General features: G+C 64.1%; 7 protein-coding genes, 4 pseudogenes and 1 other annotated feature. Of the genes and pseudogenes, 10 read left to right on the forward strand and 1 reads right to left on the reverse strand.

What is annotated here, in order from left to right:
- Both WT24_RS33860 and WT24_RS33865 read left to right on the forward strand, forming a co-directional pair.
- Positions 1-500 (forward strand): annotated as a pseudogene (locus tag WT24_RS33860) (transposase); the annotation flags it as partial.
- A 263-nt stretch (positions 501-763) separates the two neighbouring features.
- Positions 764-1,198, forward strand: a complete 435-nt coding sequence (locus WT24_RS33865; RefSeq protein ID WP_082742318.1) for a hypothetical protein — start codon at positions 764-766, stop codon at positions 1,196-1,198.
- A 1,062-nt stretch (positions 1,199-2,260) separates the two neighbouring features.
- Here WT24_RS33865 and WT24_RS33870 read toward each other — a convergent pair.
- Positions 2,261-3,493: pseudogene (locus tag WT24_RS33870) on the reverse strand (IS3 family transposase).
- Positions 3,096-3,212: a sequence feature (AL1L pseudoknot), on the reverse strand. (Overlaps the previous pseudogene by 117 nt.)
- Before the next feature lie 297 nt (positions 3,494-3,790).
- Between WT24_RS33870 and WT24_RS29045 the strand changes: the two are divergent.
- From WT24_RS29045 to WT24_RS33875, 8 genes and pseudogenes are all read left to right on the forward strand, one after another.
- The gene (locus WT24_RS29045; protein ID WP_060036687.1) at positions 3,791-7,564 is read left to right on the forward strand and encodes a nitrate reductase subunit alpha; all 3,774 of its coding nucleotides are present in this window, start codon (positions 3,791-3,793) and stop codon (positions 7,562-7,564) included.
- A complete protein-coding gene (gene narH / locus WT24_RS29050) occupies positions 7,561-9,090 on the forward strand; it encodes a nitrate reductase subunit beta (protein ID WP_060036689.1) in 1,530 nt (509 codons plus the stop codon). Before WT24_RS29045 ends, narH begins: the two co-directional genes overlap by 4 nt.
- Entirely contained in the window at positions 9,087-9,791 is a 705-nt protein-coding gene (gene narJ, locus WT24_RS29055; protein WP_060036691.1) for a nitrate reductase molybdenum cofactor assembly chaperone, read from the forward strand. The genes narH and narJ overlap by 4 nt, the downstream gene beginning before the upstream one ends.
- 24 nt (positions 9,792-9,815) lie before the next feature.
- Positions 9,816-10,499 (forward strand): respiratory nitrate reductase subunit gamma, encoded by a 684-nt coding sequence (narI, locus tag WT24_RS29060; protein WP_060036693.1) that lies wholly within the window; start codon positions 9,816-9,818, stop codon positions 10,497-10,499.
- 9 nt (positions 10,500-10,508) lie between these two features.
- The gene (locus WT24_RS29065) at positions 10,509-11,294 is read left to right on the forward strand and encodes a peptidylprolyl isomerase (RefSeq protein WP_060036695.1); all 786 of its coding nucleotides are present in this window, start codon (positions 10,509-10,511) and stop codon (positions 11,292-11,294) included.
- 15 nt (positions 11,295-11,309) lie between these two features.
- On the forward strand, positions 11,310-12,575 hold the full coding sequence (locus tag WT24_RS29070; RefSeq protein ID WP_060036697.1) for a nitrate/nitrite transporter: 1,266 nt from the start codon (positions 11,310-11,312) through the stop codon (positions 12,573-12,575).
- Positions 12,576-12,647: 72 nt separating this feature from the next.
- Positions 12,648-12,791, forward strand: a pseudogene (locus tag WT24_RS34745) (IS3 family transposase); the annotation flags it as partial.
- A pseudogene (locus tag WT24_RS33875) lies at positions 12,781-12,987 on the forward strand (type VI secretion system tip protein VgrG); the annotation flags it as partial. The pseudogenes WT24_RS34745 and WT24_RS33875, both read left to right, overlap by 11 nt.
- Positions 12,988-13,063 lie beyond the last annotated feature (76 nt).

Below are 13,063 nucleotides of genomic sequence, written 5' to 3' on the forward strand. Positions count from 1 at the left end.
CGCGGCGTTCACGACATCCTGATTGCCGTCACTGACGGGCTCAAGGGCATGCCCGAAGCGCTGGCCGCCGTATTCCCGGCCACCACGCTGCAGACCTGCATCGTCCACCTCATCCGCAACAGCCTCGATTACGCCAGTTGGAAGGACCGCCGAGGCTTGGCCGCGGCGATCAAGCCGATCTACGCCGCGCCCAGCGCGGAAGCCGCTCAGGCCGAACTCGATGCGTTTGCGGATGGGCCGTGGGGTCAGAAATTCCCGACTGTCAGTAGCGCGTGGCGCAACGCCTGGGATCGCGTGATCCCGTTCTTTGCGGTGCGCCGGGCGTGCGCAAGATCATCAAGGCGCGCGGCCACTTCCCGTCGGACGAGGCCGCGCTCAAACTGATCTGGCTGGCGCTGCGCAACGTCGTGGCCAAGTGGACCGGCTCTCGGCACGATTGGAAGAGCGCGATGACCCAGTTCGCGCTGCTTCACCCGGAACGATTCAACATTGGAATCTGAATCTCAACCCGCCTCACACACGAAATTCCGGATACCTCCACCTTCGAATAAGATACTCGCAGCGGAGTATCAGACGATCCTCCCGGATGAGGCCACGTTCGCGCGAGAATTGGAGCGTACCAGGATTGAACTAGAGCGCCGGGGCCACAAGACATGACTTCCGCGCCCGAAGCTTTGAGATGCTTGGACACGCGCGGATTGGCGGCCACGCTGACGCCAGCCAGCCGGTAAGTCTTGATGTTGCCTGTACTCACGATCAAGCTATGCGAAAACACTCTACCCGGCGCCGACCGCCACTGACGAAGGCGCAACTGTTACCACTTCCGATTGATCACGCCCGTCGTCTTTCTCTCAAGCACCATCTCGCACTTGCGTTGCTTTGCGACGGCCGTGGTGATGTTGAGTCGATCGCCACTCTGTCCAATATGCTCGCACTCGCGTTCTATTTGCGTTCCGACGGTGAAACGGAACTGTATCGCTCCGCAGACTCTGCACTCAACCAGTGCATTGCGCGGGCAGAGCGGGGTGGCAAGTGGATTTTGACGGATGCGGAACGGACTGCACTCGAAGCGTTGCTTCGTGTTCATGATGAGCAACTTGGTGCTGTGCCGGTCCATCGCTATCTTAGAGCGCTGGAGCAGGTGCAGCCTGTTGATAGGCTTTCGTTCGAATTGACGGTCAAATCGGAGCAGTGCTGAACGTTGTCTGCCTGCCGTGGCGAATACGTCGGCGGTTGATACGTACGTATAAATCTGTCAGTTGGCGCCGTCAATGCGCGATCCTTGTGTGGACGTCGAAATCGATAGTTTCGACGTAGAAACTCTAGGAAACGAGTCACGGCGTGCGTAGTTGGCATCGCCAAAGCTCACCGCGAGGATCTTTGTCGAAGTGATTCTGTTTCATGGCGGGATCCGGTGGACTGAAGCTTGAGTTTGCCAGCGGGCCGCACGGCGCCCGAAGTGGGCCGCTCGGCCAGCTATTGAAGGCCGACCGGCAGCTGCCGGCCAGTTTTTGACATTCGACATCGCTGGATAGATGGTCGAGGATCGCCATCGGACTCCTTTAGTTCGCTTGTCCCTGATGGGATGAATTCCAGCAACGAGAGAGGGCGAATACCGATGAAAGACACTGTCGCACTTATCGTAGATCCTGATTTCCGCGCTCGTATTCAAGAAGTGATCGCAAGAGTCCGACACACTTGGGTCGTTGCTACTCCTGCGAACGTTGCCGTTGCCGAGCAAATCTGGAGAGCATCGCCGAACTCGCGGGGGCTCCACATGGAAGGCGGCGTTACCAGGTTCATTCAATACGGGGACCACAATTCTCACTCTTGCGATCCTGGTTATTCGATCCTGGAGGTCTTTGGGATTTCGCTTACCAACCGACTGCAGTCTGTGCTGGTCGAACTCGGATTCTCGGCATTTACGTCGATGGACTATGGTCTTTGTGCGCGCAAGCTCCAACCTGCTTGAGAGAGACAGACACCCCTAACGGCCGCTTTCAGAAACCACGGCAGGCTGTTGTGGGTCGTTCAGAGCCGTTCGTGTCGTCCCCAGAACCGCCATTCGCGGCCGCGTGCCAACGCTAACACCGGGGCGGAAGTGCTAGCAAGAGGGAACCTTATCCCGATAGTGCGATTGCCCGGTCAAACTCGAGTGCCGCACAACGCGTGACATCCTCTACCGACGCCGCAGCGGAGTTGACACCGCTCTTCGCAAGTCGCAGTCAGTGACCAATTTGCATCGTGGAGGCTGGTTGGTTTAAGTTAATGCGGACACGTCAGCGGCATTTCTGAGTTGCCCGTAGTAGTTTGCCTCAGCAGGCGGGATATAGCCGAGCGGTTCCATCTGCCGATGATGGTTGTACCAGGCGACCCATTCCAGCGTTGCCAGTTCGACGGATTCCCTTGTTTTCCAAGGGGCGCGCCGATGAATCAGTTCCGTCTTGTACAGGCCGTTGATCGTTTCGGCCAGCGCATTGTCGTAGCTGTCGCCACGGCCGCCGGCCGCCGACCGACGGCTCGATGCCGGCCTCAGCCAGCCGTTCGCTGTAGCGAATGCTGACGTATTGGGCCCCTCTATCGGAGTGGTGTATCAAAGTCCCGTCCTCGCCCGGTTGGCGGGCGTACAGCGCTTGTTCAAGTGCATCCAGAACAAAGTCCGTGGTCATCGACGAGCTGACGCGCCAGCCAACAATACGGCGGGCGAACACGTCGATCACGAATGCTACGTACAGCCAGCCTTGCCATGTCGAGACATACGTAAAATCCGAGAGCTGATTCGGTCGGTCAGCCTTGAACTGCCGGTTGACTCGGTCCAGCGGGCGCGGCGCGCTCACATCGGCAATCGTTGTGCGAACACGCATACCGCGAACTGCGCCACGCAAGCCCTGCAGCTTCATCAACCGTCCGACCGTGCAGCGTGCCATCGCAATGTCTTCCCGGTTCATCTGCTTCCAGACCTTCGGCACGCCGTGGACCTGCATGTTGGCCTGCCAGACACGCTTGATCTCCGGTTGCAAAAGCTCATCGCGTTTCGCGCGGGTGCAGCGTTTCGACGGATCGCGAAGTTGTGCTGCATGGCGTCGGTAGCCCGACGGGGCAATCCGCAAGACCTTGCAGATCGGCTCGACCCCGAAGGTGTCGCGATGCTGATCAATGAAGGCCTTCAGGACTTGAAACGGCGGTCGAGCTCCGCCTAGGCGAAAAATGCGGTCGCCAGTTTGAGAATCTCGTTGGTCCGGCGTAGTTCCTTGACCTCGCGCTCCAAGGCTTTGATGCGTTCACGCTCGGCCGGACTCACGCCATCGCGCTCTCCACGGTCGACCTCGTCGCGCTTAACCCAATCCAACAGCGTCTGCGGCGTGCAGCCGATCATCGGCGCAATCGATTCGACGGCCGCCCACATCGACGGGTGCTCGCTACGCTGCTCGGGTACCAGGCGCACTGCGCGCTCTCGGACTTCCGGGGAAAACTTGCTTGGCTTTTTGTTCATAGCTCCATTCTCTCAAGAGTTGGAGCCTCCACAAAAGTCGGGGCGGTTCAGGTCGGCAATCGTGCGTTTGTGATGCGGGAATCGCTGAGGCGCTATCCAGTGTCGTTGCTGCAAACGGATGCGCGATACCGTGATTTGTATCAATTAATGATATTTCGATCCGCGCGACAATGGGGTTCGATTACGGTGACAACGGCGAAACGGTTTGATTTCGAATGCCGATCGTTCTTTACAACCGCTATTTCACCTCCTTAAATAATCAGGGTCTGCCAAAAAGACCGGAAAAACGAGATCCCCATGAGCCATTTCCTGGATAGATTGCGTTATTTCTCCACCACGAGGCCGCGCTTTTCCGCCGGACACGGCGCCGTCACCGACGAAGACCGCAAATGGGAAGACGGTTACAGGATGCGCTGGCAGCACGACAAGATCGTTCGCTCGACCCACGGCGTGAACTGCACGGGCTCGTGCTCGTGGAAGGTCTATGTGAAAGGCGGGATCGTCACCTGGGAAACCCAGCAGACCGACTATCCGCGCACGCGTCCCGACATGCCTAACCACGAGCCGCGCGGCTGCTCGCGCGGTGCGTCGTACTCCTGGTATCTGTACAGCGCGAACCGTCTCAAGCACCCGATGGTGCGCAGCGCGCTCGTGAAGTTGTGGCGCGAACGTCGCCGCACGCTGGCCCCCGTCGATGCCTGGCGCTCGATCGTCGAGGACGACGAAGCAAGGCGTTCGTACCAGAGCCGGCGCGGACTGGGCGGCTTCGTGCGTTCGAGCTGGAGCGAGGTCGACGAGATCGTTGCGGCCGCAAACGTCTACACGGTCGAGCGCTACGGCCCCGACCGCGTGGTCGGCTTCTCGCCGATTCCGGCGATGTCGATGGTGTCGTACGCGGCGGGCTCGCGCTACCTGTCGCTGATCGGCGGCGTGTGCCTGAGCTTCTACGACTGGTACTGCGATCTGCCGCCCGCGTCGCCGCAAACCTGGGGCGAGCAGACCGACGTGCCGGAATCGGCCGACTGGTACAACTCGACGTTCATCATGATGTGGGGCTCCAATGTTCCGCAGACGCGCACGCCGGACGCGCACTTCCTCGTCGAGGCGCGCTATCGCGGCACGAAGGTCGTGTCGGTGTTTCCCGACTACTCGGAGGGCGCGAAGTTCGGCGATCTGTGGCTGCATCCGATGCAGGGCACCGACGCGGCGCTCGCGCTCGCGATGGGTCACGTGATCCTGAAAGAGTTTCATTTGGCCGGCAAGAGCGACTACTTCGCCGACTACTGCAAGCGCTACACCGACATGCCGTGCCTCGTGCGCCTCGTGCCGCACGGCGACGCCTACGTGCCCGAGCGCCTCGTGCGCGCGTCCGACTTCGACGACGCGCTCGACGAAGCCGCGCATCCGGAGTGGAAGACCGTGATGATCGACGACGCGAACGGCGAATTCGTCGTGCCGGTCGGCTCGGTCGGCTTCCGCTGGAGCCAGCAAGCCAAGGACGGTTCGGGTGACAAGGGCAAGTGGAACCTGCGCGGCGAGACGTCGAAGGGCGCGGCGCTGTCGCCGAGACTGTCGTGCACGGCTGCGCACGACGATGTGGTCGACGTGCTGTTCCCGTACTTCGGCAACCGCCCGCACGCGCATTTCAACTCGACGCGGCACGCGTCCGAGTTGTCGCGGCGGATCGGCGTGCGACGCATCGCGACGCGCAACGGCGACATGCTGGTCGCGACCGTCTACGACCTGTTCGTCGCGAACTACGGGCTCGACCAGGGGCTGGGCGGGCACGACGTGGCCGCGAGCTACGACGACGACCTGCCGTACACGCCGGCGTGGCAGGAGGCGATTACGGGCGTGAAGCGCGCGGACGTGATCTCGGTCGCGCGGCAATTCGCGGAGAACGCGCACAAGACGCAAGGCAAGTCGATGGTGATCATCGGCGCGGGGATCAACCACTGGTTCCACATGGACATGTCGTACCGCGCGATCATGAACATGCTGATCATGTGCGGCTGCATCGGCAAGCCGGGCGGCGGCTGGTCGCACTATGTGGGCCAGGAGAAGCTGCGGCCGCAGACGGGCTGGACGGCGCTGTCGGGCGCGCTCGACTGGAGCCGCCCGCCGCGCCAGATGAATTCGACGTCGTTCTTCTACGCGCACACCGACCAGTGGCGCTACGACCCGATGGACCCGGCCACGCTGCTGTCGCCGCTCGCGGACAAGTCGCGGTTCCACGGCGCGCCGATCGATTACAACGTGCGCGCGGAGCGGATGGGCTGGCTGCCGTCCGCTCCGCAGCTCGCGACGAACCCGTTGAAGGTCGGCGCGGCGCTCGGCGATCCCGCACGCGCCGGCGCCGACATTGCGCAACGGTTGAAGGCCGGCACGCTCCGGATGGCGTGCGAGGATCCGGACTCTCCCGACAACTTCCCGCGCAACCTGTTCGTGTGGCGCTCGAACCTGCTCGGCTCGTCGGGCAAGGGCCACGAGTATTTCCTGAAGCACCTGCTCGGCACCACCAACGGCGTGCAGGGCGAGGATCTAGGTGCGACCGGCGGCGGGCGTCCCGAGGAAGTGACGTGGCACGACGAAGCGCCGCGCGGCAAGCTCGACCTGCTCGTGACGCTCGACTTCCGAATGTCGACGACCTGCATGTATTCGGACGTCGTGCTGCCGACCGCGACCTGGTACGAGAAGGACGACATGAACACGTCCGACATGCACCCGTTCATCCATCCGTTGTCGGCGGCGGTCGACCCCGCATGGGAATCGAAGAGCGACTGGGAGATCTTCAAGGGGATCGCGAAGCGCTTCTCCGAGCTGTGCGACGGGCATCTGGGCGTTGAGCGCGACGTCGTGCTCGCGCCGATCGCGCACGATACGCCGGGGGAACTCGCGCAGCCGTTCGACGTGCAGGACTGGAAGCGCGGCGAATGCGAACCGGTGCCGGGCCGCACGATGGCGAACGTGATCGTCGTCGAGCGCGACTATCCGAACACCCATGCGCGCTTCACGTCGCTCGGGCCGTTGATGGACAAGCTCGGCAACGGCGGCAAGGGGATCGGCTGGGACACGCAGGACGAAGTGAAGCTGCTCGGCGAGCTCAACTACACGGTCGCCGACGGCGCGGCGCAAGGGCGTCCGCGCATCGACACGGCGCTCGATGCGGCCGAGGTGATCCTTGCGCTCGCACCCGAGACCAACGGCGAAGTGGCGGTGAAGGCCTGGCGTGCGCTGTCCGGCATCACCGGCATCGATCACACGCACTTGGCGGCCGCGCGCGCGGACGAGAAGATTCGCTTCCGCGACATCCAGGCGCAGCCGCGCAAGATCATCTCGTCGCCGACGTGGAGCGGGATCGAGTCCGAACACGTGTCGTACAACGCGGGCTACGTGAACGTGCACGAGCTGGTGCCGTGGCGCACGCTTACGGGCCGTCAGCAGCTGTACCAGGATCACGCGTGGATGCGCGCGTTCGGCGAGTCGCTGTGCGTGTACAAGCCGCCGATCGACACGGGCAGCTACGCGCACATGGTCGGCAAGCGCTCGAACGGAAACCCCGAGCGCGTGCTGAACTTCCTGACGCCGCACCAGAAGTGGGGCATTCACAGCACGTACACAGACAATCTGCTGATGCTGACGCTGTCGCGCGGCGGTCCGATCGTATGGATGTCGGAGGACGACGCGAAGGCGATCGGCGCGGTCGATAACGACTGGATCGAGTGCTACAACTCGAACGGCGCATTGTGCGCGCGGGCCGTGGTGAGCCAGCGCATTCCATCCGGGATGGTGATGATGTACCACGCGCAGGAAAAGGTCGTAAACACGCCGGGATCTGAGATTACTGGCACGCGTGGCGGCATTCATAACTCGGTCACGCGCATCGCACTGAAGCCAACTCACATGATCGGCGGCTACGCGCAACTGTCGTACGGCTTCAACTATTACGGCACGGTCGGCTCGAATCGCGACGAGTTCCTGATCGTGCGCAGGATGAACAAGGTCGACTGGCTCGACGGGGCAGAGACCGTCGCCGATACGTCGAACGTCCGCACCGGAGAAACGTCATGAAAGTACGCGCACAGATCGCGATGGTGCTGAACCTCGACAAGTGCATCGGGTGCCATACCTGCTCGGTGACCTGCAAGAACGTGTGGACCAGCCGCGAAGGGATGGAGTACGCGTGGTTCAACAACGTCGAGACGAAGCCGGGCATCGGCTATCCGAAGGACTGGGAGAACCAGGACCGCTGGCACGGCGGCTGGCAGCGCCGCGCGGACGGCAGGATCGAGCCGCGGCTGGGCAGCAAGTGGCGGCTGCTCGCGCAGATTTTCGCGAACCCGCACCTGCCCGAGATCGACGACTACTACGAGCCGTTCACGTTCGACTACGCGCATCTTCAGGAAGCTGGCAACACGCGCGCGATGCCGGTCGCGCGGCCGCGCTCGCTGATCAGCGGCCAGCGGCTCGAGAAGATCGAGTGGGGGCCGAACTGGGAGGAAATCCTCGGCGGCGAGTTCGAGAAGCGCGCGAAGGACTACAACTTCGAGCACGTGCAGAAGGATATCTACGGCCAGTTCGAGAACACCTTCATGATGTATCTGCCGCGGCTCTGCGAGCACTGCCTGAATCCGGCATGCGTCGCTGCGTGCCCGTCGGGCTCGATCTACAAGCGCGAGGAAGACGGCATCGTGCTGATCGACCAGGACAAGTGCCGCGGCTGGCGCATGTGCGTGTCGGGGTGCCCGTACAAGAAGATCTACTACAACTGGCAGAGCGGCAAGGCCGAGAAGTGCATCTTCTGCTATCCGCGTACCGAGGCCGGCCAGCCGACCGTGTGCTCGGAAACCTGCGTGGGCCGCATCCGCTATCTCGGCGTGCTGCTGTACGACGCGGACCGGATCAGCGAGGCGGCCAGCGCGGAGAACGAGAAGGATCTGTACGAAGCGCAACTGTCGCTGTTCCTCGACCCGGCCGATCCGGCCGTGATCGCCCAGGCCGAGCGCGACGGCGTGCCGGCCGCGTGGATCGAGGCCGCGCGGCGTTCACCGACCTACAAGATGGCGATCGACTGGAAGATCGCGTTTCCGCTGCATCCGGAATACCGGACGCTGCCGATGGTGTGGTACGTGCCGCCGCTGTCGCCGATCAACGCGGCTGCCAACAGCGGCGATCTCGGCATGAACGGCTACCTGCCGGACGTCGACTCGCTGCGCATTCCGCTGCGGTATCTCGCGAACCTGCTGACGGCCGGCGACGAGGCACCCGTGAAGCTCGCGCTCGAACGGCTGCTCGCGATGCGCGCGTTCATGCGCGCGCGCCACGTGGACGGCATCGACGCACGCGGCGTGCTCGATCAGGTCGGGCTGTCGCTCGCGCAGGTCGAGGAGATGTACCGCTATCTCGCGATCGCGAACTATGAGGATCGTTTCGTGATCCCGACCACGCACCGGGAGTACGCGGAGAACGCGTACGACCTGCGTGCGTCGTGCGGCTTCTCGTTCGGCAACGGCTGCTCGGACGGCCGTTCCGACGCCAGCCTGTTCAGCCCGAGAAAGGGCAACAAGACGATTCCGATTCACGAGGTTTCCCGATGACGAGCAACGCACCCGATCCGACCTATGCGGCGCTCGCGGCGCTGCTCGACTATCCCGACGAGTCGCTCGTCGCCGCGCTCGATTCGATCGACACGCACCTGCGCGAGAGCGCGCGCTTGCCGAAAGCAGTGCGCGCGGGCCTCGACCGGTTCCTTGCATACGTGCGCGAGCGCGATCTGCTGACGCTGCAGGAGAACTACGTCGGGCTGTTCGATCGCGGCCGCGCGACGTCGCTGCACCTGTTCGAGCACGTGCACGGCGAATCGCGCGACCGCGGGCAGGCGATGGTCGACCTGCTGCAGATGTACGAGCGGCACGGGTTGTTCCTGAACCCGGGCGAACTGCCCGACTACCTGCCCGTGTTTCTCGAATACCTGTCGCGGCTGCCGGCGCCCGATGCGCGCAAGCTGCTCGCCGAAACCGGCGAGATCCTGCGTGCGCTGGCCGGGCAGCTCGCGCAGCGCGGGAGCCATTACAACTTCGTTGTCGGGGCGTTGCTGCCGATGGCCGGCCTTGCGCCCGCCGATGCGCTGGAGGCGGCCGACGACGACGTGGCCGCCGAGCGGCCGAGCGCGGCGGACTACCGCGCACTCGACGCGTCGTATGCGGACGAGGCAGTGCGCTTCGTCGGCGCAGCAACACCGGCGCACGCGGAGCAGACGGTGCGGTTCCATGACAAGCGGCCGGCCCGCGGCGCGTAAGCGCGGGTCCAACTGGGGAACGACATGAACGCTTACCTGCATCAGTTTCTGTTCGGGATCTACCCGTACATCTGCCTTGCCGTACTGCTGGTCGGCAGCCTGATCCGCTTCGACCGCGAGCAGTACACGTGGAAAAGCGATTCGTCGCAACTGCTGCGCCACGGCATGCTGCGGCTCGGCAGCAACCTGTTCCACTGGGGCGTGCTGGTCGTCGTGCTCGGGCACTTCGGCGGCTTCCTCGCGCCGCACTGGCTCGTATCGCCGTTCCTGTCGGCGTCCGGGCACCAGTTGGTCGCGATGGTGGCGGGGGGCGCGGCCGGCGTCGCGGCGATCATCGGGCTCTCGATCCTGATCTGGCGGCGCCTCGGCGACGCACGTATTCGCAAGAACAGCCGCACGTCCGACATCCTGATCGTGCTGATGCTGTGGGCGCAGCTCGCGCTCGGGCTCGGCACCGTCGTGCTGTCGACGCGCCACATGGACGGCGTGATGTTCGAACAACTGACCGACTACGTGAAGGGCGTCGTCACGTTCCGTCCGGACATCGCGAGCCTGCTCGTCGGCGTACCGCTCACGTACCGGCTGCATATCCTGCTCGGCTTCACGATCTTCCTCGTGTCGCCGTTCACGCGGATGGTGCACATCTGGAGCGGGATCGCGTCGGTCGCGTACCTGATCCGTCCATACCAGCTCGTGCGCAAGCGCTGAGGAGGCCGCATGAACGACGTTCTCTCCGATGCACCGGTCGCGTTGCGCATCAACGACGTCGCGATCGACGACGATGCGATCGCGGCCGAAGCTGCGCATCACGCCGACGCGCCCGACCCGCTCGATGCGGCGCGGCGTGCGCTCGCGGTGCGCGAACTGCTGCGGCAACGCGCGGTGTCGCTCGCGCTGCTCGACGCAGGCGCGCCGCTCGACGATGCGGCCGTCGACGCATTGCTGGAACGCGAACTGACCCACGTGCCTGATCCCGATCGCGCGGCTTGCGAACGCTATTACGCGCAGCATCCGGCGCGTTTTCGGCGCAACGACATCGTCTATGCGAGCCACGTGCTGTTCGCGATGACGGACCGCGTGCCGCTCGCGCCGCTGCGGCAGCGCGCGGAACGGGCGCTCGCCGACGTGGTGGCCGCGCCCGATACGTTCGAAGCGATCGCGCGTGCATCGTCGAATTGCCCGTCGGCGGAAGTGGGCGGCAGCCTCGGGCAACTGCTGCGCGGCGACACGGTGCCGGAATTCGAGGCCGCGCTGTTCGATACCGACGGCGTTGGCGTGCTGCCGAAGCTGGTCAACACGCGCTTCGGCTTCCACATCGTGCGCATCGAGCGCCGCGTGCCGGGCGACGCGGTGCCGTTCGACGAAGCAGCCGACCAGATCGCCGCGTACCTGGCGGCGCGCGTGCGGCAGCAGGCGATGCGGCAGTACGTGGCGATTCTCGCGGGCGGCGCACGTGTCGAAGGCGTGCAATTCGACGGTGCGAACGGGCCGCTGGTTCAATGAAACGGGGTTTTGCATATGGCAACTCAACAAGGTAATGCCGGGCCGGTCGCGAATGCGCCGGCCGTGCCGCTGCGTGCGTGGTCGGTGCTGGCCGCGAGCACGCTCGCGTTCATGGTGTGTTTCGTCGTGTGGATGATGTTCGGCGTGCTCGGCGTGCAGTTGCGCACCGATCTCGGGCTGAACAGCACGGAGTTCGGGCTGCTCACGTCGACGCCGGTGCTGACCGGCGCGCTGATGCGTCTGCCGCTCGGCACGTGGACCGACCGCTTCGGCGGCCGCATCGTGATGACGGTGCTGCTCGTCGTGTGCGCGGTGCCCGTCTACATCGTCAGCTACGCGACGCAGCTGTGGCAGTTCCTGCTGATCGGGCTGTTTCTGGGCTGCGTCGGCGCGTCGTTCGCGGTCGGCACGCCGTATGTCGCGCGCTTTTTCCCGCCGCAGCGGCGCGGGCTCGCGATGGGCGTGTTCGGCGCGGGCACGGTCGGCGCGGCCGTCAACCTGTTCGTCACGCCGCTGCTGCTCGGCGCGTACGGCTGGCGCTTCGTGCCGCGCGTCTATGCGGTCGCGCTTTTGGTGACGGCCGCGATCTTCTGGTTTGCGTCGGCGCCCGATCCGGGCGCGGGCAAGCGCGGCGGATCGATGCTCGATTCGTTCAAGGTGCTGCGCGACCCGCGCGTATGGCGGCTCTGCCAGTACTACTCGATCACGTTCGGCGGCTTCACCGCGCTGTCGCTGTGGATTCCGCAGTACCTGAAGAGCGAATACGGGATGTCGCTCGTGATGGCGTCCGCGTTCGCGGCCGGCTTCTCGCTGCCGGGCTCCGTGCTGCGCGCGCTCGGCGGCGCGCTGTCCGACCGCTTCGGCGCGCATGCGGTCACGTGGTGGGGGCTGTGGGTCGCATGGATCGTGCTGTTCCTGCTGTCGTACCCGGCGACCGACTTCGTGATCCACACGATCGACGGCACCGCGACGCTGAACGTCGCGATGCCAGTGGCCGGCTTCGTCGCGCTGATCTTCGTGCTGGGCGCGGTGTTCGCGCTCGGGATGGCGTCGACCTTCAAGTACGTCGCCGACGATTTCCCCGACAACATGGGCGTCGTGACGGGCATCGTCGGGCTCGCGGGCGGGCTCGGCGGGTTCCTGCTGCCGATCCTGTTCGGCGTGCTGCTCGACGTGCTGCGCGTGCGCACGACGTGCTTCATGTTCCTGTATGGGATCGTGTGGGTGTCGCTGATCCTGATCTATCTCTCGGAAGTGCGACGGTCGCCGGTGACAGGGTAGCGACGTACGGCAACGCGATGCCGCCGAGGGGCATGGTTTCCGTGTTTAAGGCAAGTGGAGTAACTACAGGGAAAGACGGAACTGATTCATCGGCGCGCCCCTTGGAAAACAAGGGAATCCGTCGAACTGGCAACGCTGGAATGGGTCGCCTGGTACAACCATCATCGGCTGATGGAAGCGGTCGGCTATATCCCGCCCGCTGAGGCTGATGCGAGTCGAAGCCGGCCCGGAGAACCTGAAGCACGCTCGGCTCGACTCGACCGAGCGCTTCGAGCATCAGTCGTTGTACGACCACGGCGACGACGGCAATCGATATGCTCGTCTGGCCATGCAAGCCGAGGAAGCGCAGGCGCACCGCTACGCGGGCGGTGGCTATGCGTGGCGGATGACAACTGCCGGGTGCGTGACGGTTGTGAAGCGTCAAGAGGTTGTTTCTCGACGCAGGAAGTCTGGCCATCGGCGCAACGCCGCCGATGGCGCTATGCGCA

Origin of the sequence: Burkholderia sp. MSMB1078WGS, from assembly GCF_001528895.1 — a bacterium.
Lineage (GTDB): Bacteria > Pseudomonadota > Gammaproteobacteria > Burkholderiales > Burkholderiaceae > Burkholderia.